Source organism: Acinetobacter sp. YH12040 (assembly GCF_013420005.1).
In the GTDB taxonomy this organism is placed as follows: domain Bacteria; phylum Pseudomonadota; class Gammaproteobacteria; order Pseudomonadales; family Moraxellaceae; genus Acinetobacter; species Acinetobacter amyesii.
Genome location: NZ_VOZB01000009.1, coordinates 61,249 through 83,423 on the forward strand (window position 1 = coordinate 61,249; position 22,175 = coordinate 83,423).

Below are 22,175 nucleotides of genomic sequence, written 5' to 3' on the forward strand. Positions count from 1 at the left end.
TATTCTTTGAAAAATAAAACTGAATAAAAAGGGCGCTTAAGCGCCCTTTTTAATACCCTTAAATTATTCCACCGTCACAGACTTCGCCAAGTTACGTGGCTGATCGACATCTGTTCCACGCAGCACTGCAACATGATATGAGAGCAGTTGTACTGGAATGCTATACACAATTGGTGCCAAGATTTCATTCACACTTGGCACATAAACCACGTGTTGACGATCTTTGGCTTTGATCCCGCTATTTTCATCTGCAAAGACAAATAACTCACCACCACGTGCTTGCACTTCTTCCATATTCGATTTGAGTTTATCCAACATGTCATCTTGTGGAGCAAGAATCACTACAGGCATATCATTATCAACTAGTGCCAATGGACCATGTTTTAATTCACCAGCCGCGTAGCCTTCTGCGTGGATATATGAAATCTCTTTAAGTTTCAAAGCACCTTCAAGTGCGATAGGGAACTCAGTTCCACGACCCAAGAATAGGCAGTGATTTTTTTCAACAAATAATTCTGATAGACGTAGAATCTCAGCATTATTTTGTAAAGTATCTAAAATCACTTTTGGTGTATGCCAAAGCGCTGCAATAATTTCAGAGACACGGTCAGTTGAAATGCTTTGCTTAATTTGACCAATTTTCAATACCAATAGCATCAATGCCGCAAGCTGTGTGGTAAATGCTTTAGTCGAAGCAACACCAATTTCAGGGCCTGCGAGCGTCAACAAACTGTAGTTGGTTTCACGTACCATCGACGAGGTTGCCACGTTGCAAATGGTCATGGTGGTGATATTCAAGCTTTTCGCTGCTGCACGCTTTTGCGTATCACGCAGTGCAGCTAAAGTATCGGCTGTTTCACCTGATTGAGAAATACAAACATACAGTGTGTTATTCACAATCACAGGCGAGCGATAACGGAATTCACTGGCAATTTCGACTTGGCAAGGCACGTCAATCAGTTGTTCAAACCAATATTTGGCAATCATGCCGGCATGGTAGCTGGTACCACAAGCGATGATTTGCACTTGTTGAATTTGGCTGAAATCTTGAGCTGCATTGGCAAGGAAATCATCACGAAGTGCATTACCATTTAAGGCTTGAGAAATCGTTTGTTTAATCGCTTCAGGCTGCTCATAAATTTCTTTGAGCATATAGTGTTTATATTCACCTTTTGAAGCATTGCTGACAGTCGCATCAAGCTCTTTGATTGGACGATTTACCAATTTACCATCGACGAATACTTCAATGGTATTACGTGTTAAACGTGCAATATCACCTTCTTCAAGGTAGATAAAGCGGTTGGTAATTGGTAAAAGTGCCAATTGATCCGAGCTAATAAAGTTCTCGCCAATACCGACACCAATCACGAGAGGTGAACCTTCACGCACCGTGATTAATTCATCAGGATGGTCGGTATGTACGATACCCAGTGCATAAGCACCTTTGAGTTGAGGTACGACACTTTTAACCGCTTCTAAAAGACTCGGGGTGCTTTTTAAAGCGTCATTGACTAAATGTGCGACAACTTCTGTATCGGTTTGTGATGTAAAAACATAACCAAGCGCTTCAAGATCATCTTTAAGCTCTTGATAGTTTTCAATAATACCGTTATGAACAACAGCCACATTGCCTGAAATATGCGGATGGGCATTATTTTCAGTCGGTTTACCATGGGTTGCCCAGCGCGTATGTGCAATACCGACCGAACCTGCGATATCTGCTTCTTCAACGGCTTGTTCAAGATTTGCAACTTTACCTACGCGACGTTCACGTAGAACATGGCCTTTATTAATCAGCGCTAAACCCGCAGAGTCATAGCCACGATATTCAAGACGCTTTAAGCCTTCAATTAAAATATTGGTAATACTACGTTCTGCAACGCCACCGACAATACCGCACATAATTTAATCCTCTTATTTCTTCAATTTTTGGGGACGTTGATAGTTTTCTTTGGCAAATTGCTTCGAACGTTCTACCGCAAGGCTATTGTCTGCCACGTCACGTGTAATGGTTGAGCCAGCACCCACTGTTGCACCATGACCAATGGTGACAGGAGCGACTAATGAGCTATTTGAGCCGATAAAGGCTGAGTCACCGATAATGGTTTTAAATTTGTTTGCGCCATCATAGTTGCAGGTAATGGTGCCTGCGCCAATGTTTGAACCTGCACCGACTTCTGCATCACCTAAATAGGTAAAGTGGTTGGCTTTTGAGCCTAACCCGACAGTGGTATTTTTAACTTCAACGAAATTACCAATATGCACTTCATTGGCCAATTTTGCGCCTGGGCGTAAACGTGCAAATGGACCGATTTGAGCTTCTTCACCAATAATGGCACTGTCAAAAACGCTATATGGTTGAACTTTAGTGCCTGCCGCAATCTTGGAGTTTTTAATGATACAACCTGCACCAATTTCAACGTTATTACCGAGTTCAACATCACCTTCAATAATCACGTTGATATCGATACGGACATCTTGACCAACAGTCAGTGTGCCACGTAAGTCGAAACGTGCAGGATCAATCAGGTGAACGCCTTGTTGCATCAGTTGTTTAGCTTGGAATGCCTGAAATTCACGCTCAAGGGCTGCCAATTGTACGCGGTCATTGACACCTTCCACTTCGAATGCACGCTCTGGTTCAACAGATGCTACTTCGAGACCGTCGGCAATCGCCATGGCAACGATATCGGTCAGGTAATATTCACCTTGCGCATTATTATTGCTTAATTTTGGCAACCATTCGTGCAATTTAGCATTACTTACGGCATAAATACCGGTATTAAATTCTTTGATTTTACGTTGTTCTTCAGAGGCATCTTTGTGTTCAACAATGGCTTGAATTTTGCCATTTTCACGTACAATACGACCATAACCTGTCGCATCAGCAACCGTTAAAGTTACTAAGCCAATACCTGTTTGAGTAGATGCATCTAATAGTTTTTGTAATGTTGCTTCAGTGATACAAGGCACATCACCTGAGAGAATTAAAGAAATCCCGGTTTTTGCTAGGACAGGCAGAGTCACTTTGACTGCATGGCCTGTACCCAATTGTTCTGCTTGTTCAACCCATTTGACATTTTCATGTGCAAACGCGTTTTGAACCAATTCGCCGCCATGCCCATAAATGGTAATTATTTCTTCTACATTTAGTTTTTTCGCAGTGTTGATGACATGGCCAAGTAGGGGTTGTCCTGCGAGTGGTTGTAATACTTTGGGTAAACGAGAACGCATACGTGTCCCTTTACCTGCAGCAAGAATAATAACGCTAGTAGACATGTTTAATCCTAGGTGTTTCTATTACATAGACAAAATATAAAAATAAATACAGATGCAAAGCGCGGCCCAAAGACCTGCAATAATGTCGTCGAACATGATGCCAAAGCCACCACCGACTTGACGGTCAATGACACGAATAGGCCACGGTTTCCAGACATCAAATAAACGGAATAAAGCAAAACCAATCAATGCCCAAGTCCAGCTCATTTGCCCAAGATATAAAATTGGGAGGAAGGTAATAGACTGACCGGCAAATTCATCCCATACGATGCGGCCATCGTCATGAACACCCATGACTTTGGCGGTTTGACCGCAAATATAGATACCAATAATCGACATGATGATCATGACTATAATGGAGTTGAAAAAGCCGATTGCAAGCCAACCTGGAATAAACAACAAAGCAAAAGCAGAGCCAAAGGTGCCCGGTGCTTTGGGTGCAAGACCCGAGCCAAATCCCACGCCACAAAAGGCGATGACTCGGTTAAACCAAGACATGGATTTAAAATTAATGGCTGGCTTATGCAAAATGCTGGTATCCCTTAAATTTTATGACTTGGTCCACACCGTGGTTGTTATAACGGATTCCCAAATTTGGGATGATTTGACCGATTTTACTAATGTTTACATCTAATTTTAGTTGCAGAAGTTTTTGATAATTCTGCGGGCTTATTGTAAAGCATAACTCATAGTCATCTCCACCCGCGAGGGCGTATTGCCACTGCTTTTCTTGTTGTAATTGTTTTACATCGTGATCGATAGGAAGTTGATCTAATTCAATTTCTGCACCGACGTGTGAAGCAGCGAGGATATGTCCTAAATCTTGTGCGAGCCCATCAGAGACATCAATCATACTGTTGGCTAAGCCTTTGAGCTGTTGACCAAGTTGGCAACGTGGGGTTGGATAATCTAAACGCTTTTGCAGTGGGTGTCCTAAATGCTGTAATCCATACGCAGCATCGCCAACTTGACCGCTGACACAAATGAAATCACCAACTTGAGCGCCTGATCGGGTTACTGCTTTGCCTATATCGACCCAGCCTAATGCTGTGACTGAAATCGTCAGATGAGGACTTTGAGTGGTATCCCCACCGATTAAACTCACACCAAATTGATCGCAACAATCATATAAACCCTGACTAAAGCCTTTGAGCCATTCATGATCAATTTGGGGTAGGCTTAATGCCAGTAAAATACTATGCGGTTTGGCGCCCATTGCAGCAATGTCAGAAAGGTTGACGGCTACAGATTTCCAGCCAATAGCATGTGGGTTGGTGTCGAGAGGAAAATGACGTCCAGCAACGAGAGTATCGGCACAGATGACCAATTGTTGCTGTGGAGGAGGGGTGAGCAAGGCTGAGTCATCACCGACCCCTAAATCGACAGCACTACTGCTGTGACGATTAAAATAGGTATCAATGATAGAGAACTCAGCCATACAACGTACTACTTAATAAATTAATTAGCTTGTTGCTTTTCTGCTGCACGCAATGTAGTCGCTAAACGATCCAATACACCATTGATGTACTTATGGCTGTCTGCACCGCCAAAATGTTTAGCTAACTCGATCGCTTCATCGAGTACGACACGGTAAGGAATCTCAAGGTGTTCTTTGAGTTCATACGCACCTAAACGAAGGGTTGCAAGTTCAACGCCATCTAAGGCTTCAATTTCGCGATCGAGTACAGGGATTAAAAGCGCATCCAATGCTTCATGATTGGCAACAACCTCGGTCAATAACTCGTGGTAATAGCCGAGATCTACCTTGTGCATGGCATTTTCCACACGCGTACGTGCTTCAATCTCATGCACAGGATTGCGGCTCATTTGCCATTCATAAATTCCTTGTACAGCAAAGCGACGTGCTTTACGTTTTGCTGCATAAGTTGCTTGAAGTGTTTGCGACATAGCGTTAAATAGCCTTTAACAAGTTAACCATTTCAATAGCAGTTAAGGCAGCTTCACTACCTTTATTGCCTGCTTTTGTACCTGAGCGTTCAATCGCTTGTTCAATACTATCCGTAGTCAATACACCATTAATTACTGGTAAGCCAGTGTCTAGACCAACAACGCCTAAACCTTTGGCACATTCGCCAGCAACAAAATCGAAGTGAGGCGTGCTACCACGAATCACTGCGCCAAGCGCGATGATGGCATCGAAACGATCTGAAGCTGCAAGTTTCTTTGCAACCACTGGAAGTTCCCAAGCACCCGGTGCATGAACAATAGTGATATTATCCTCTGATACGCCATGACGTTTCAATGTATCAACGGCACCTTCTAGCAAATGTTCAACAACAAAGCTATTAAAACGACCAACTAAAATCGCATAACGGTCTTCGTTTGCGAGATGTAACATACCTTCAATACGGCGAACTGCCATAGCAACCTCGATTATTTCTCTGATGTTTGATTTGCGGTGATGTATTCCACCACTTCTAAGTTAAAACCTGATAGTGCATTAAAGCGTAATGGCGAGCTAAGAAGCTTCATTTTTTCCACGCCTAAATCACGTAAAATTTGTGCGCCGACACCAATGGTTTGGTACTGCTGTGACAGTGCTGCATTGGATTTAACATTTTTCGGTGCAGTTAAATTTTCTAAAGCAGGGCCTAAGTCCTGTAAATGACGCTGACCAATCCACACTAAAACACCACGATCGCTGGATGCGATTTCTTTGAGTGCTTTATCGAGATTCCACGCCGGAGCGCCATCTTGTTTATTCAGTTTTAGTAAGTCGCGAACGGGATTGAAACCGTGTACACGGACTGTGGTTACGCCTTGTTTCGGTTCGCCTTTAACCAGTGCTAAATGAATGTCTGGGTTACCAATTTCACGGTAACGGAACAATTCAAAAGTACCATATTCAGTATCTAAAGTTTGTTGATCAATGCGCTCAACGGTTTGCTCATTGGTCATGCGGTAGTGAATTAAGTCCGCAATCGTCCCCATTTTTAAGCCATGCTTTTCAGCAAACACTTCAAGGTCTGGGCGACGCGCCATAGTGCCGTCTTCATTGATGATTTCACAAATCACAGATGCGGGTTCTAGGCCGGCTAAACGCGATAAATCACAGCCGGCTTCTGTATGACCTGCACGGTGAAGGACACCACCAGGCTGCGCCATCAGCGGGAAAATATGGCCTGGCTGTACGATGTCAGCTGGTTTAGCATGTGCAGCTACCGCTGTTTGAATGGTGTGCGCACGTTCTGCAGGTGAGATGCCTGTTGAAATGCCATTTGCTGCTTCAATAGACAAGGTAAAGTTGGTACCGTGCTGCGCACCATTGGCATCAACCATGAGTGGTAAATTTAACTGTTGGCAACGCTCTTTGCTGAGCGTTAAGCATACAAGACCACGCGCATGCGTAATCATGAAGTTGATATCTTCAGGGCGTACGTGGGTCGCAGCGATAACAAGGTCGCCTTCATTTTCACGATCTTCATCATCCATCAGGATGACCATTTTTCCTGCACGAATATCAGCTACGAGCTCTTCAACAGTATTGAGCGGCATCAATCTTCACCTTTTTGTTTGTCTCGAATGACATTTACTTGCATTGATTGTTGCATAGTCTAACGTTTTTTTGCGTTCTTTGCCTATGCTTATCATTTTCCTTTAATGGCTCATTGTTATACACAGTCGTCAGAACCTTGAAAAGAGGACTTTATTTGAATTGTGCCATTTATGCCCAATCTTTAAGCGATTGAAAAGCATAAAAATTGGCAACCTTATACGGATATTGAATAATTGAGCCTTAGGGAGTTGACAGTTTATCGGAAGTGTTTAATCGCATAACTACATGAAGGATCACATAAAATAATCGTCACTTATGCAGCTGAGTGTGCAGCTAAATAATCTTGAATGATCATTTTATTGGCCTGCAAAATGCTTTTTTGTAATTCGGGATCATGCATTGCCCGTGCAATTAAAACCGCACCGACCAGTTGGGACATTATGGCCCAAGCTTTTTCTTCACTCGCCAAATGTGCGCTAAATAAAGCATGACCGCGCAGTAATTCCTTTTCATAGGCCTGTTTAATCGTGTCATCTGCACGAGCTACTTCGGTCGCAAGTGTCGGCAAAACACAGCCTTGTTCAGGATATTCAAGGTGGGAAGGGGTTAAGTAACGGTCTAATTCAAAATTAATCCAATCGGCTGCATTATGATGCGGGTTGCTTTGCCACATGTTAAAGCTTTGCTGCAATTCATATTCAACCAATGCTTTGAGTAAATCCTGTTTTGACGAAAAATGTGAATAGAATGCGCCACTGGTCACACCTGCAGCTTTCATTAAGCCGTCAACACCTGTTGCAGCAAAGCCATTTTTTTTCGCAATTTGCCCCGTAATGTTGAGCAATTCTTGTCGTTTTTGTTGTTTGTATTCGGGTTTATAGCGCATGTGCATGACCCTAAAAAATTATGATTGACGATAAATTAATCATAACATAGTATTCGTTATAGTAACGATCGTTATTCAATAAAATTGATCGCACATGGAATATAAAAACTATCCAGCACGAGGAGATCGTCATGGAAAATAATCATATATCTAAGCCTGTCAAAGGTGTGGCATTGATCATTGGTGCAGGAGATGCCACCGGTGGTGAAATTGCCAAACGCTTTGCTTGTGGTGGTTATACCGCATGTATGACGCGGCGTAATGTCGACAAATTACAGCCCTTAATTGCTGAAATTCAAGCACAGGGAGGGACTGCTTTTGGCTTTGGTTCGGATGCTCGAAAAGAAGAGCAAGTGATTGAACTCATCGAGCACATTGAATCAAACATTGGCCCGATTGAGGTCATGGTCTTTAATATTGGTGCCAATGTGCCATGTAGTATTTTGGAAGAAACTGCACGTAAATATTTCAAGATTTGGGAAATGGCATGTTTCTCGGCATTTTTAACGGGTCGGGAAGTGGCGAAGCGCATGGTGAGCCGTGAATCTGGCACAATTATTTTTACGGGTGCGACGGCTGGGGTTCGTGGTGCCGCAGGCTTTGCCGCTTTTGCTGGCGCAAAACATGCGCTTCGTGCCTTGGCACAAAGCATGGCGCGTGAACTTGGGCCTAGAAATATTCATGTGGCGCATGTGGTGGTTGATGGGGCGATTGATACCGACTTTATTAAAGAGACTTTTCCCGATTTGTACGCAAAAAAAGCGCAAGATGGTATTTTAAATCCAGTACATATTGCAGAAAATTATTGGCATCTCTCACAGCAACCACGAGATGCATGGACGCATGAATTAGATCTGCGACCGTGGATGGAACGCTGGTAAGCACTGATTTAAAAATATTAGGAAAAACAAGCAAAAAAAGGACGAAAAAAATGAAATTAATCGAGTTTTATTTTGATGTTGGCAGTCCATATAGCTACATCGGATTTCACCGTATTCAGCATATTGCTGAGCAATATCAGGCAGAGATTATCTGGAAACCGATGTTATTGGGTGGGGTGTTTAAAGCCACAGGCAATAGTAGCCCAATGGCGGTACCTGCGAAGGCACGTTATTCCATGATTGATCTTCAACGTTGGGGAAAGTTATGGCAGATACCAGTACAGATGAATCCGTATTTTCCGATTAATACTTTGCAGTTGATGCGTTTGATAACCGCAGTCCAATTATTTCAGCCTGAAGTATTTCTCAATGTACTGACGGGTATTTTTAACGCAATGTTTGGTCAGCCACGCAATTTAAATGATCTCAATGAATTAATTCAATTGATGCAGGAGCTTGGATTGGAGGTAGCGCAGGTTAAATCATGGCTTGAAGATGAAAAAGTAAAGTCTGAGCTTAAAGTTATTACCGAAGAAGCCATTGCACGTGGTGTGTTTGGGGCGCCAAGTTGGTTTGTGAATGATGAATTGTATTGGGGTGTGGATCATCTACATTTCGTAGAGGATGCGTTACACGCGCAGTAACGCTTGGTGATACATGTATGGAGCATTTAAAAAAATTGAAAAAAGCGAACCTCGATTCGCTTTTTTATGATCTAACTCAAATCAAGACTTAGAAGAAGCCCATCGGCTTGGTGTCATAGCTCACCAATAGGTTTTTGGTTTGTTGATAATGATCAAGCATCATTTTGTGGTTTTCCCGGCCGATCCCTGATTTTTTGTAGCCACCGAATGCTGCGTGTGCAGGGTAGATATGATAACAGTTGGTCCATACACGACCTGCCTGAATAGCACGACCCGCACGATATGAAGTATGCGCTGAACGTGACCAAACACCTGCACCGAGACCATAAATCGTGTCATTGGCAATTTTGATGGCATCGTCGAAGTCTTTAAAAGTTGCTACTGAAAGCACAGGGCCGAAGATTTCTTCTTGGAAAATCTTCATGTCATTAGTGCCTTTGAAAATGGTTGGTTCAATATAGAAACCAGTCCCGACTTCATTACGTGGATCACCACCAGTAATGAGCTGTGCACCTTCATTTTTACCTGTAGCGATACAGCCCAAGATTTTATCTTGCTGCTCTTGCGATGCTTGTGCGCCAATCATGGTGTCAGTATCTAAAGGATGACCCGTCTTAATACGTTTCACACGCTCTACTGCCATTTCCAAGAATCGATCAGCAATGCTTTCCTGCACCAAAGCACGTGAAGGACAGGTACAGATTTCACCTTGGTTCAGCGCAAACATGGCAAAACCTTCGAGTGTTTTATCTAAGAATTCATCGTCTTTGTCCATGATGTCTTCAAAGAAGATATTTGGTGATTTTCCACCAAGTTCTAAAGTCACAGGAATGATATTTTCAGTCGCATATTGCATGATCATTTGACCGACAGCGGTTGAACCTGTGAAGGCGATTTTTGAGATGCGTGGATTGGTCGCCAATGGACGACCGACTTCAACACCATAACCATTCACAATATTCAGCACGCCCGGTGGGAGTAGGTCTTGAATGAGTTCAGCTAAAACTAAAATACTCACCGGTGTTTGTTCTGCAGGTTTCAATACAATACAGTTACCTGCGGCAAGTGCAGGTGCGAGTTTCCAAGCCGCCATCAAGATTGGGAAGTTCCACGGAATAATTTGACCGACCACACCAAGTGGTTCATGGAAATGGTACGCAATGGTATTTTCATCAATTTCAGAAATACCGCCTTCTTGGGCACGGATACAGCCTGCAAAATAACGGAAATGATCAATACACAGTGGAATATCAGCGGCTAAGGTTTCACGAATCGGTTTACCGTTGTCCCATGTTTCTGCAACTGCAAGGAGCTCTAGGTTTTCTTCAAGTCGATCGGCAATTTTTAATAAAATATTTGAGCGTGTCGTTGGGGAAGAGGCGTTCCATTGGGCTTTGGCTTTATGCGCTGCATCCAAAGCCAGTTCGATATCTTCAGCAGAAGAACGTGGCACTTTGGTAAAAACTTTACCGTCTACAGGGGAGATATTTTCAAAGTATTCACCTTTCACTGGCGCGACCCATTGGCCACCAATCAGGTTTTCATACTGAGCTTTAAACTGAACTTTTGAACCGGGTTGATTAGGATCGACATAACGCATATGAATTTTCCTTTGCTTGTTTATTATGATCTTGTTGGGCTGCCCATCTGTGGCAATCTACAGCTTTGGTATAAGGTACTTTTGTACATTATTTGATTAGCATAGCCTGTATAAGGTTGGAAAAAGGTTGGAGACAAGAAGGTTTACAATATTTTTTTTCAGTCTTAAAAACAAAAGCCGGGAAACGGATTTTTAGTCATGAATTGTTGTGAGAATAATGAATGATGATACAGAAGGATTTATCTGAAAAACGACAGAATGTCGAACGGTTAAGGCAGGGCATGAGTCTGTCAAAGCAGCAAAGCTCGCAATTGAATGAGAGCATTGCGAGTTCTTGGCAGCGATCGGCGCAGGCGGAAATTCCGGAAAACCGGAGTGCTGCGCCTTTGGTGAATTTAAGTCCTCAGAGTCAACAGCAGTCGGCATTGCATCACGCGTTGCAACATTGTGCCGAAGATTTAAAACACATTGCCGAAAAGTCGTCGATGGTACTTGCCGTGGGTGATGTAGGTAGCACGATTATTTGGAGTGCGTCGAGTCGGCAAATGCAAAGTGCTGCGGAAAGTGTGCATTTTATTGCAGGTGGGCAATGGCGCGAAGAATTGGTCGGTACCAATGCATTAGCTTTGTCTTTAAAAACCCAACAGTCGAGTTGTGTGTTTTCAAATGAACATTACATGCCATCAGTACATGAATGGGTCTGCTATGCAGCACCGATTATCGATCCACATACGCAGCAAATTTTAGGCGTGGTTGATTTATCCACTGTGTGGAAAAACCACAATAGTTTAGGGTTACTTGCGGCCGAACGCTGCGCTTCGATTATTCAATCGGCTTTACTCGATTTTCAAAAACAGCATTTGTATATTCGGGCCTTTGCTGTGCCGCAAGTGTTATTTAATGGCAAAGTGATGGTGCTGACCCCGCGGCAAATAGAAATTTTGACCATCTTGGCCCTATGTCCGCAAGGCATGACCTTAGATACTTTGCATCAAGCCTTATATGGTGAACGCAAGGTAAGTGTTGGGACTTTAAAAGCGGAAATGTCGCAGCTTCGTGATATTTTGGGCGGTATGTTAGGCTCACGTCCCTACCGTCTATTGGCGCAAGTCGAAGCCGATTTTTTACAAGCCGAGCAAGCTTTAGATGCAGGTTATCTCGATTCTGCATTAAAACTGTGTTCAGGGGTTTTCTTGGCCAAAACCGAAAGTCCTTTTTTAGGGGCATGGCGTGATTGTCTTGAGTCACGATTAAGCCAAGCGATTTTTAATGCCAAGGAAACGGATGTTCTGCTCAAGCATGTCGCGCGTTTTCCTGAAGCCATTGATGCGGTTGAACGCCTGATTGAGCTGATGCCGAGATCACATCCCGTACATCAGACTTTGTTGAAACTAAAACAGTAAGTTGCAATGTAATTCAGGCTATTAAAGGCCTTTATTGGCCAGCCATTGAAAGAGCTGGGTATAGACTTGTTCTCGCGCGGTTTTTTCCGAAAGTACTAAATCATGCAAGCCATTGTGAATGCTTTGAATGGTGACATCGCCTTGAATTTTTTTGGCATATTTTTGGATATCTTTTACACCCAAAATCACATCACTGGTCTGCGCTGCTTTACCCCATTTTTTGGGATTTTTAGTTTGATGTGAATGCATCACTAATACCGGTACATCAATCGTCACACCTTGATGAATTTCCTTTTGAGCTTCATAAATACTGCGGACGAAACTGATGTATACCATTGGATAGCGGGTCTTTTTCCAGTCTAAATTGAAGTCCCATTCACCCTTGAGTTCATGGTGTAAGCTGGCGGTGTACCATTTATTCAGTTCACTTGGGAATTTTAAATTTGGAAAAGTCTTTGCCAATTTACTCAGCTGTGGAATACCCAGTGCGCGTTTCACTGGATTCATGTTGAAATCATAAAATGGGCTGTTAACCCAAAGGGCTTGAATTAAAGGATGATTTTGATGATGCGCCGCATACAAAGTGGTGGTTAAGCCACCGGTAGAATGACCACAGAGCAGCAAGGCATCATGACCTTCATCAGCAATGATCGTTAGGGCTTGATCTATTTCGGCATCATATTCAGACAGTGCATGCACATTATAGTATTTTTGATGCGGGCGGATGGAGCGACCATATTTTCTTAAATCCAAGGCATAAAAGTCGAAACCGTGCTGATTAAAGCGTTCGGCCATTTCGGTTTGGAAAAAATAATCGATAAAACCATGGATATAGAGCACCGCTTTGGAGGTGGGAGCTGTGGCTTTTTTGCGAACCAGTGTGGCAACCACAGGGCCTTCATAATCATCCGGGAAGGTCAGCGTGGCTTGTTCATAGCCTGCGCCCAAAACATCAGGCTGATACTGAATTGGTGAATGGCTCATTATTATACTCATTAATATTATTGGACATTATGCTTTATCCTTGATGAGCCATAAGCTTTTGTCAAATGAATAATCGATGCTGTTATGCGGACTAAAAAAGAGTGACCTCAGTATGAAAGCGACCAATCTATAGTCGCTTTCCTGAAATAAAAGGTGAAATGGATTCAGTTGAGCCTACATCACCAGACTCAAAGGATAATGTAGGCACTTGGGTCACTTAAACATGAAGACCTATTGGGCTTAACTTAAACGGCTGCTTTGAAGTCGACCACAGAGGCATTGGCTTTAAGCGCTGCCTTGAAAATATCAACCACTTGAGCATGAGTCGCTTTACGTGGGTTGGTGAGCATACAGGCATCTTTTTGCGCATTTTCAGACATGATGCTGAGGTCTTGTTCTTTCACACCGAGTTCAGAAAGGCTCGATGGAATGCCAATCGAAGCAGACAGTTCACGGATTGCTGCAATCGCTGCATAAGCCGCTTCAGTCACCGTTAAACCATCGGTTGGCACACCCATGAGCTGCGCGATACGTGCATAGCGGTCAGGGCAGGCGATCAGGTTGAATTCGCAAACGTGTGGTAACAGCACGGCATTACATACGCCATGTGGCAAGTTGTAGAAGCCGCCGAGTTGGTGGGCCATCGCGTGGACATAACCTAAAGATGCATTGTTAAATGCCATCCCTGCTAAGTACTGTGCATAGCTCATCGCATCACGTGCTTCTAGGTTTTCGCCATTGGCGACGGCAGGGCTGAGCCATTCACTGATCATTGAAATGGCTTTTTCAGCACAAGCATCGGTAATAGGATTGGCTGCTGTAGAAACATAAGCTTCGACCGCATGTGTTAATGCATCCATACCGGTTGCTGCAGTGAGCGCCGCAGGTTTCGCAATCATCAGTTTTGGGTCATCAATAGCGATAAGTGGGGTACAACGCCAATCGACAATCGCCATTTTTACATGGGTTTCAGTATTGGTAATGATACAGAAACGGGTCATTTCTGATGCCGTACCTGCGGTGGTATTAATCGCAATGAGTGGAGTCATTGGAACTGTACTTTTATCGATGCCTTCATAGTCACGAATATGACCACCACCGGCAGTGACTAAGCCAATGCCTTTGGCACAGTCATGAGAAGAGCCGCCACCGAGAGAGACAATAAAGTCACAGCCATTGTCATTGTAGGCATCTACACCGCTATGCACGTTGGTGTCAGTTGGGTTGGGTTCTGCGCCCGGAAAGATGTGACTTTCTACGCCAGCTTCAGTTAAATATGCGGCAATCGTATCTGCCACACCAAATTTGTAAAGACCGGCATCGGTCACGATAAGCGCTTTCTTTGCGCCAAGATTTTGCGCCTTTGCACCAATTTCTTTAGCACAGCCGGGGCCAAAAAGTGAAACACAAGGGATGTAAAAACCGTTTGTTTGATCTGCAATATTTTTAAAAGCCATGGTGCGATTCCTTCTACCATTCATTGTCATTTGTTATGGGTGATACTCACCTAAACTGAGTATTGCGAGGGATGTTTTAAATTCACACCTACCAAAGACCTACCAAAATTAAGGCTTTGTTTTGAATTTATTTAATTGATTGAAATTTAATCATTAATTATTTTTGTTATTTTCTAAGATTCGCTAAAAGTCGTATACATTTAAGCCAAAATAGGCGTTGCGATGATTGGATGCATGATCGAGTTATCAGATTATAAAATCTAACTAAAACTACTATCAATTTACTAAATGCCCCAAAGCGCTCGAATCAGGATAGGCTATAACAAATAACGAGATAGTCACTTTTGTGCATTTCGCTTTTTGCAGTGCGAAACAAAAGATTAATTAAACGAGTTAAATAATGCCCAGTGAAAATTTGAAAACGAAACGTCCTTTATATATTCCTTATGCCGGAAATACACTTTTAGAACTCCCACTTTTAAATAAAGGCTCTGCGTTTAATGAAGATGAACGTAAGAGCTTTAATTTGCACGGTTTAATTCCACACGTCACGGAAAGCATTGAAGAGCAAAGTCAGCGTTCTTATCAGCAATATTGTGCATTTAATAGTGATATCAATAAGCATATTTACCTGCGCAATATTCAAGACACCAATGAAACATTGTTCTATCACTTAATTGAAAACCACCTTAGTGAGATGATGCCGATCATCTATACACCAACAGTGGGTGAAGCTTGTCAGCGCTTTTCAGATATTTACCGTCGTCATCGTGGGATTTTTATTTCATATCCTGACCGTGATCATATTGACCAAATTATTCATAACGTGAATAAAAAGAACGTGAAAGTGATCGTTATTACGGACGGTGAACGTATTCTTGGACTTGGTGACCAAGGCATTGGCGGGATGGGGATTCCAATTGGTAAGTTGTCACTGTACACCGCATGTGGTGGGATCAGTCCAGCTTATACATTGCCGATTACTTTAGATGTCGGAACCAATAACCAACAGCTGTTGAATGACCCAATTTATATGGGATGGAGTCAGCCTCGTATCAGCGGTGAAGAATATTATCAATTTGTCGATGACGTGATTAAAGCCATACAACAACGCTGGCCTAAAGCGCTGATTCAATTTGAAGACTTTGCACAAAAAAATGCGATGCCTTTATTGGAAAAATATCGCGATAAAATTTGCTGCTTTAATGATGATATTCAAGGAACAGCAGCGGTGTCTGTCGGAAGTTTAATTGCGGCATCACGTGCAGCAGGCAAGCAGCTCAAAGATCAAATCGTCACATTCTTAGGGGCAGGTTCAGCAGGTTGCGGGATTGCAGAACAGATCATCAAGCAAATGGTGGCGGAAGGTTTAACCGATGCTCAAGCGCGTGCGCGGGTGTTTATGGTCGATCGCTTTGGTTTAATTACTGAAAATCAGCCGAATCTTTTAGATTTCCAACGTAAACTTGCCCAATCTACAGACAATGTTGCACATTGGGCTGATGCCGAATCTATGATTTCACTGTTGGATGTGGTGAAAAATGCCAAACCTACGGTACTGATTGGTGTTTCGGGACAACCAGGGCTGTTTAGCCAAGAGGTCATTGAAACGATGGCTGCGAATTGTGAACAGCCTATTGTGTTGCCACTGTCTAATCCGACATCGCGTGTCGAAGCGGTGCCTGCAGATATTATTGAGTGGACCAAAGGTAAGGCTCTGATTGCGACTGGTAGTCCATTTGCACCAGTGAATTATCATGGAAAGATTCATCATATTTCACAGTGCAATAACTCCTATATTTTCCCGGGGATTGGTCTCGGTGTGATTGCATCTGGGGCGAAACGTGTGACGGAAAATATGCTGATGGCATCGAGTACGGCGTTGGCAGACTGTTCACCAAAATTGGCAGATCCAAATGCCGATTTATTGCCAAGTTTGGATTATTTACAGGATATTTCGAAGAAAATCGCATTGAAAGTGGCATTAGCTGCGATTGCTGATGGTGTTGCGCCAAATGTCAGCATTGAAGTACTAGAACAGGCCATTGAAGAGAATTTCTGGAAACCTGAATATCGTGATTATGTCCGTGTGACCTATTAATTTGGTCTACAGATTCTGTTTAAGCAGAATCAATTTTACAACTGATCGAAAAAATACCCTAATCCAGATTAGGGTATTTTTTTTATGTGTAGCGGCATATTATTTTTCTAAGAAATACGAAAAATAATCGTGAGGGTCGTTTTAAATTTTGCGTTTATCGAGCTGGTTGGAAATGTGATCTCCACAGGCTTGAACCAGCATCACGATCGCGACCAAGACCACTATCACTGCCAGCATGATTTGCATATCAAAGCGTTGATAACCGTAACGGTAAGCAATATCCCCCAAACCACCTGCACCGATCGCCCCTGCAATAGCAGAAGAATTAATCATGGTCACCAAAGTCACAGTAAAGCCCGCGACGATGCCAGGAAGCGCTTCAGGGAGCAGCACATGCCAAATGATTTGTTTGCGATTACAGCCGATGGCTTGAGCGGCCTCAATCAGACCTTGATCGACTTCACGTAAGCTTACTTCTGCAATGCGTGCAAAAAAAGGCGTGGCCGCAAGGGTTAAAGGTACGACGGCAGCCCAAACGCCATAACTGGTGCCCACGATAAAGCGCGTGAGCGGAATGAGTGCCACCATTAAAATCAGAAAAGGCACCGAACGGGTAATATTGACCAACCAACCTAGGGTGTGGTTTAGGCTTTTTGAAGGATAAATCCCGTGTTCAGCACTACACACCAATACGACCGCTAAAGGCAGGCCGATCAGAAAGGCCACAAAAGCTGAAACGCCGACCATCAGTAAAGTATCAATGGTTCCACTAATCAGTAAATCAATGAGTTGATCGTGCATAGCCAAGTACCTCAATCTGTGCGATATGGTGTTTAAGTTGTTCAGATAAGGCGTTGATCTCTAAATGGCTGTGGTCCACAGCAACAATCAACGAGCCAATTAAATGCCCTTGAATACTATCGATATGACTTTGATACAGATGTACTGGCGCCTGAAATTGATCAAAAATAAACTTTAAGTCCGGCGACTGTTGTAGTGTCGATTCATAGCGTAATTTTAAAATGATTTGATCATTTGAATCTGACGGTTGTGGCTGAATGTCGCTTGGTAAATCAAGTTGTTCAAGGTTGAGTAACTCTTGTGTGATCTGCTGCTGAGGCGTAGAAAACACTTTCCAAACCTGTCCTGCTTCTACAATTTCGCCTTGATCGATCACTACAACCTGATCGCAAATCTCGCGAATGACCTGCATTTCATGGGTAATCAACACAATGGTAATACCGAGCTTTTGATTAATTTCTTTAAGCAAAGACAGCACAACAGAAGTACTTTCAGGATCGAGTGCAGAAGTCGCTTCATCACAGAGTAAAATTTCTGGATGATGAACTAACGCTCGTGCAATCCCAACACGTTGTTTTTGCCCGCCCGAAAGTTGAGAAGGGTAGTGCGCTGCTTTATTTTCAAGACCTACCAACTTCAGCACTTCATTCACTCGCTGAGCGATATCGGCTTGACTGAAATTGGCGATTTTAAGGGGCAGCGCGATATTGTCATACACGCTTTTGGCAGACATCAAATTAAAATGCTGAAAAATCATCCCAATACGCTGACGCAGAGCAATCAACTCTGCGTGATTTAGGCGAGATAATTCCTGTTGATGGATGTGAATACTGCCATCACTGATTTGTTCTAAGCCATTCAGCGTTCGAATCAGTGAGGATTTACCCGCGCCACTTTTCCCAATAATGCCGAATATTTTGCCTTGTGGAATATTCAGATTGATATCTTTTAAGGCATGAACCTGCTGTCCTTGCACATCATAAAATTTATTTAAATTTTTGATTTGGATATGCGGGACGGCAAATTCAACCGATGAACCGAAACTCACCATGAGCGACTCCTTATTTCCAACCAGGGAACCACAGTTTTGCACCAAAATCTGCGTCCAATGCTTGTTTAACTTTAGGTGAGTTTTGATAAATATCGACAAATTTACGCAGTTTATCGTCGCGATCTACATAGTCATCACGTACGGCAAATAAGATGGCAAAACGCTTGTCAGTATTGGAGTCAAACAGTAAGGCATTTTCAGGATCGGCAGTTTTTGCTAGACGTAAATAATGTGGATAGCCAAAAGCCAGATCGACATCATCAATTGCACGTGCCGTTTGAGGGCCTTCCACCTCAATAAATTGAAGCTGTTTAGGATTCGCTGCAATGTCATTTAAAGTCGATAAAAAGTTATCTGGCTGTTTCAGTTCAATGAGCTTGGCTTGCTGTAACAGTTGTAAGGCACGGCCCTGATTGACCGGATCATTCGGAATCACCACTTTGGCTTTATGGGGTAAATCAGCAAAGTTTTTATACTTTTTGGAATACAGCCCAACATGGGTTGCAGCACCAACATCAAAGGCTTTGATTTTAAAATCCGTTTCTTTTTTTGCATTGTCTAGAAACGGCTGATGTTGAAAAAAGTTTGCATCAATATCACCATGATTTAAGGTGATATTTGGGGTATTCCAGTCTGAAAATTCCACCAATTTCACATTCAGCCCTTGCTGCTTGGCTTCATCTGCAGCGACTTGTAAGGGTTTAGCAAAAGATGGGCTAATCCCAATCACCAATTCACTTTGATGACTTTTCTTTTGTTGATTCCAAATGACTAAGCCAATCACCAAGATGGCTACGATCACACCAATCAGTGTGAATTTAGATTTTGCTGTTTGTGCCATGGCACACCTCTATATTTCCAAATAATTAAATTTTTTGTCTAACATGTTGTTTTATAAATGCAGCTTATGCTGTTTCAACGTTTTTAAGCGCTGCCTGAGATGACGTGTCTGAAGTGGGACATCGGTAGCGATGAGCAGGATGTGTCTTGGCTAAATGGTCACCTTGTTGAAACAGTTTTTGCCGCAAACTACCGGTGTCATACGCAGTTTTATAGCGACCACGTTGCTGTAATTCTGGAATGACCAAATGGATAAAATCTTGATGTGACTCAGGTGCAACGGTGCGAGTCAGATTAAATCCATCGATGCCAGTTTCATCCAAATAGTCAATCAACTGTTCTGCAACGTTGGCGCCACTTCCGACAAAGAGCGGATATCGCCCACCTAGAACGTGCTGAGCACGCAAATCTTGGCGAGTAATTTTTTGCTCTTTAAATTTTTGATTGACAGATGCGATGCTATTGGTCTGCTGATATGGAATGGCTTCATCTTCTGCAAAGTTGGCGAGGTTCATCCCAATCGAGCTGGAAAAGTGTGCTAGTCCCGCTTCAGGGTTGGCATAGCGAATGTATTCAGCCAATTTCTCTTGGGCGAGTTCATCGGTCTCTGCAGTCACCACCGTAATGCCAACAAAGAGTTTCACAGCTTGTGGGTCACGACCTTGCGCTGCAGTTTGGCTGCGAATTTTTTGTACCTGATTTTTGACTTTTTCAGCGCTGTCTGCACCGATAAACATGCCTTCCGCATGTTGTGTGGCAAAAGCTAAGCCACGTGGTGAAGCACCGGCCTGATACAACACAGGGGTGCGCTGTATTGAAGGGGAAACTTGAAATACCCCTTGGCTTTGATAGAACTTGCCTTGGTGTTGAATGGCATGTACTTTTTTGGGGTCGCTAAAGATGCGATTTGCTTTATCTTTTTGAACCGCATCATTTTCCCAAGAGCCTTCCCAAAACTTATAGCAAAGCTGCAAAAACTCTTCAGCTTGTTCATAGCGTAGGTTATGATCTTTCAAGCCTTTTTGCCCAATGAGGCGTTCTGCACTATCTAAATATCCAGTCACGATATTCCAGCCGATTCGACCTTGGGTCAGGTGGTCTAGGCTGGCAAATCGACGTGCAAATTGATAAGGCGTTTCATAGCTCAAATTGACTGTTACACCAAAACCTAAGTTTTCAGTGACCGCAGCCATTGCAGAAATCAGGGTGCTGGGGTCATGGCTCGGCAGTTGGATCGACTCTTTAAGTGTGAGATCGATATTGTCTTCATAAACATCATAGACCCCGGTGATATCCGCAATAAATAGCCCGTCAAACAGCCCTTGCTCCAAGGTTTTGGCAAGATCGGTCCAATAGCTTAGTTCATTAAAGCGGTGTGACTCATCGCGTGGATGGGTCCATAAGCCATGATTGATATGGCCGACACAGTTCATGTCGAAGGCATTCAGTAAAATTTTCTTGGCTGTATGTGATTGGATATCTGCTGTGGTGATTTCGCTCATTACAAGGTCCCTCGACGTGGGGGTAATACGCCATTTAGGAGGTAATTGGCAATGAAGAAATATTTCCAACGCCCTGCATCATGCAAGGTGTGGACACGTGCATTACGCCAAAATCGATCTAGGCCATCTTCACGCTGACTGCCACGGCTGCCTGCAAGCTCAATCAATTTTGATGCAGCTTTAAGTGCGGTTTCAGTACTATGCACACGCACTTTCGCGACATCTAGAGAAGCTTTTGCGATGTTTTCAGCATTGGGCTGTGGGCGAGCAGCATCGATGGAGCGAGCAGCTTGTTTCAGCAAGACCTCACTGGCGCGAACATCTGCGGCAATGCGACCGAGTTCGTATTTGGTTAAAGGATCTTCGCTTGCAAGATCAAGACCTGAATCAATCCATGGTCGAGCTTGGTGTACGCGGCTCAAACTTTCTTCAAAGGCTGCGCGAGCTATACCGACTTCAATCGCAGCATGCATAATTTGCGCAAATGGCCCAACCAATGTCGGCGCCGTAAATGCCCGATCAAAGGGAATGACATCTATGGCAGGAACTGCAACTTGGTGAAATTTTACAGAGCCGCTACCCGTGGTGCGCTGTCCAAACCCTGTCCAATCATCGATCAGCTCTAAACCTGTACTTTCACGTGTAATAAAGGCTAAATATTCACGACCATCTTGGTCTTTGACCAATGTGGGAATACGATGTGCAAATAAACTGCCGGTGCAATAAAACTTTTCACCATTCACCACAAAACCATTGTCATGAGGGCGAATCGACGTTTGTTTTTGCGCAGCGGTTTTGGTTTTAAACTCGGCTAAGGCATTGCCAAAACGTGCGCCAGCAAGCACTTCGGCATAAAGCTTTTGCTTTTGTTCAGCTGTACCGGTGTTTCGTAATACTTCCAATGCATAAAAATGGTTTTGTGGAATTTGTCCAATTGAACCATCAACACCACTCATAAGCGCAATCACTTGCGCCACGGTATAACTTGAAACTTCGGCACCGCCAAATGCCTTGGGAACCGTGATTGCCCAGAGACCAGATTGACTATAGGCCTCGATTTCATCAAACGGCAGTATGCGTTCGGCATCACGTTGCACGGCATTTTTTCTAAATTGTTCGGCTAATTGTTTTGCAATTTCAAGTGCTTCTGCATCGGACTGAATAATATGCGCAGGTGTTGTTGATGCGGCCTGTAGCGAATTAATATTTGGAAATGAGGTCATCAGAAT

The 22,175-nt window shown here is 43.3% G+C and carries 20 protein-coding genes; 4 read left to right on the forward strand and 16 right to left on the reverse strand.

The window, feature by feature from the left end; translation table 11 throughout:
* Positions 1–63: 63 nt before the first annotated feature.
* The 8 genes from glmS to FTT99_RS11440 form a co-directional block, all read right to left on the reverse strand.
* Positions 64–1,902, reverse strand: a complete 1,839-nt coding sequence (gene glmS / locus FTT99_RS11405) for a glutamine--fructose-6-phosphate transaminase (isomerizing) (RefSeq protein WP_180022204.1) — start codon at positions 1,900–1,902, stop codon at positions 64–66.
* 12 nt (positions 1,903–1,914) lie between these two features.
* Complete coding sequence (gene glmU / locus FTT99_RS11410) at positions 1,915–3,279, reverse strand: bifunctional UDP-N-acetylglucosamine diphosphorylase/glucosamine-1-phosphate N-acetyltransferase GlmU (RefSeq protein ID WP_180161481.1); 1,365 nt, start codon at positions 3,277–3,279, stop codon at positions 1,915–1,917.
* A 21-nt stretch (positions 3,280–3,300) separates the two neighbouring features.
* Entirely contained in the window at positions 3,301–3,777 is a 477-nt protein-coding gene (locus FTT99_RS11415) for a phosphatidylglycerophosphatase A (protein WP_078194116.1), read from the reverse strand.
* A 22-nt stretch (positions 3,778–3,799) separates the two neighbouring features.
* On the reverse strand, positions 3,800–4,717 hold the full coding sequence (gene thiL, locus FTT99_RS11420; protein ID WP_180161483.1) for a thiamine-phosphate kinase: 918 nt from the start codon (positions 4,715–4,717) through the stop codon (positions 3,800–3,802).
* A 20-nt stretch (positions 4,718–4,737) separates the two neighbouring features.
* A complete protein-coding gene (gene nusB / locus FTT99_RS11425; RefSeq protein ID WP_180161485.1) occupies positions 4,738–5,187 on the reverse strand; it encodes a transcription antitermination factor NusB in 450 nt (149 codons plus the stop codon).
* Between the two features lie 4 nt (positions 5,188–5,191).
* Complete coding sequence (ribE, locus tag FTT99_RS11430; RefSeq protein WP_111885509.1) at positions 5,192–5,662, reverse strand: 6,7-dimethyl-8-ribityllumazine synthase; 471 nt, start codon at positions 5,660–5,662, stop codon at positions 5,192–5,194.
* 11 nt (positions 5,663–5,673) lie between these two features.
* Positions 5,674–6,795: a bifunctional 3,4-dihydroxy-2-butanone-4-phosphate synthase/GTP cyclohydrolase II gene (ribBA, locus tag FTT99_RS11435; protein ID WP_111885508.1), complete on the reverse strand. Its 1,122-nt coding sequence runs from the start codon at positions 6,793–6,795 to the stop codon at positions 5,674–5,676.
* A gap of 314 nt (positions 6,796–7,109) precedes the next feature.
* Positions 7,110–7,682 carry a TetR/AcrR family transcriptional regulator gene (locus tag FTT99_RS11440; RefSeq protein ID WP_180161487.1) on the reverse strand — a complete coding sequence of 191 codons (573 nt, stop codon included), beginning with the start codon at positions 7,680–7,682 and terminating at the stop codon, positions 7,110–7,112.
* A 131-nt stretch (positions 7,683–7,813) separates the two neighbouring features.
* On the opposite strand from FTT99_RS11440, the gene FTT99_RS11445 reads away from it, so the two are divergent.
* Both FTT99_RS11445 and FTT99_RS11450 read left to right on the forward strand, forming a co-directional pair.
* Positions 7,814–8,563, forward strand: a complete 750-nt coding sequence (locus tag FTT99_RS11445) for an SDR family oxidoreductase (protein ID WP_180007988.1) — start codon at positions 7,814–7,816, stop codon at positions 8,561–8,563.
* 50 nt (positions 8,564–8,613) lie between these two features.
* On the forward strand, positions 8,614–9,207 hold the full coding sequence (locus FTT99_RS11450; RefSeq protein ID WP_180161489.1) for a 2-hydroxychromene-2-carboxylate isomerase: 594 nt from the start codon (positions 8,614–8,616) through the stop codon (positions 9,205–9,207).
* 88 nt (positions 9,208–9,295) lie between these two features.
* Here FTT99_RS11450 and FTT99_RS11455 read toward each other — a convergent pair whose 3' ends face one another.
* A complete protein-coding gene (locus FTT99_RS11455) occupies positions 9,296–10,807 on the reverse strand; it encodes an aldehyde dehydrogenase family protein (RefSeq protein ID WP_078194071.1) in 1,512 nt (503 codons plus the stop codon).
* Between the two features lie 221 nt (positions 10,808–11,028).
* On the opposite strand from FTT99_RS11455, the gene FTT99_RS11460 reads away from it, so the two are divergent.
* The gene (locus tag FTT99_RS11460; protein WP_180161491.1) at positions 11,029–12,210 is read left to right on the forward strand and encodes a transcriptional regulator; all 1,182 of its coding nucleotides are present in this window, start codon (positions 11,029–11,031) and stop codon (positions 12,208–12,210) included.
* 21 nt (positions 12,211–12,231) lie between these two features.
* Here FTT99_RS11460 and FTT99_RS11465 read toward each other — a convergent pair whose 3' ends face one another.
* Together FTT99_RS11465 and FTT99_RS11470 are read right to left on the reverse strand one after the other, a co-directional pair.
* The gene (locus FTT99_RS11465; RefSeq protein WP_180161494.1) at positions 12,232–13,194 is read right to left on the reverse strand and encodes an alpha/beta hydrolase; all 963 of its coding nucleotides are present in this window, start codon (positions 13,192–13,194) and stop codon (positions 12,232–12,234) included.
* 245 nt (positions 13,195–13,439) lie between these two features.
* The gene (locus FTT99_RS11470; protein ID WP_180078990.1) at positions 13,440–14,651 is read right to left on the reverse strand and encodes an iron-containing alcohol dehydrogenase; all 1,212 of its coding nucleotides are present in this window, start codon (positions 14,649–14,651) and stop codon (positions 13,440–13,442) included.
* Positions 14,652–15,051: 400 nt separating this feature from the next.
* Between FTT99_RS11470 and FTT99_RS11475 the strand changes: the two genes are divergently transcribed.
* Positions 15,052–16,752, forward strand: coding sequence for an NAD-dependent malic enzyme (locus FTT99_RS11475; protein WP_180035110.1), 1,701 nt, complete (start codon positions 15,052–15,054; stop codon positions 16,750–16,752).
* Positions 16,753–16,893: 141 nt separating this feature from the next.
* Here the strand turns inward: FTT99_RS11475 and FTT99_RS11480 are convergent, their stop codons facing one another.
* From FTT99_RS11480 to FTT99_RS11500, 5 genes are all read right to left on the reverse strand, one after another.
* Positions 16,894–17,553 carry a methionine ABC transporter permease gene (locus FTT99_RS11480; protein WP_078191524.1) on the reverse strand — a complete coding sequence of 220 codons (660 nt, stop codon included), beginning with the start codon at positions 17,551–17,553 and terminating at the stop codon, positions 16,894–16,896.
* Entirely contained in the window at positions 17,534–18,604 is a 1,071-nt protein-coding gene (locus FTT99_RS11485) for a methionine ABC transporter ATP-binding protein (protein WP_180024777.1), read from the reverse strand. Before FTT99_RS11485 ends, FTT99_RS11480 begins: the two co-directional genes overlap by 20 nt.
* Positions 18,605–18,614: 10 nt before the next feature.
* The gene (locus FTT99_RS11490) at positions 18,615–19,445 is read right to left on the reverse strand and encodes a MetQ/NlpA family ABC transporter substrate-binding protein (protein WP_078191522.1); all 831 of its coding nucleotides are present in this window, start codon (positions 19,443–19,445) and stop codon (positions 18,615–18,617) included.
* Positions 19,446–19,509: 64 nt separating this feature from the next.
* Positions 19,510–20,946: an LLM class flavin-dependent oxidoreductase gene (locus FTT99_RS11495; RefSeq protein WP_180161496.1), complete on the reverse strand. Its 1,437-nt coding sequence runs from the start codon at positions 20,944–20,946 to the stop codon at positions 19,510–19,512.
* Positions 20,946–22,169 (reverse strand): SfnB family sulfur acquisition oxidoreductase, encoded by a 1,224-nt coding sequence (locus FTT99_RS11500; protein ID WP_180161498.1) that lies wholly within the window; start codon positions 22,167–22,169, stop codon positions 20,946–20,948. The genes FTT99_RS11495 and FTT99_RS11500 overlap by 1 nt, the downstream gene beginning before the upstream one ends.
* Positions 22,170–22,175: the final 6 nt, after the last annotated feature.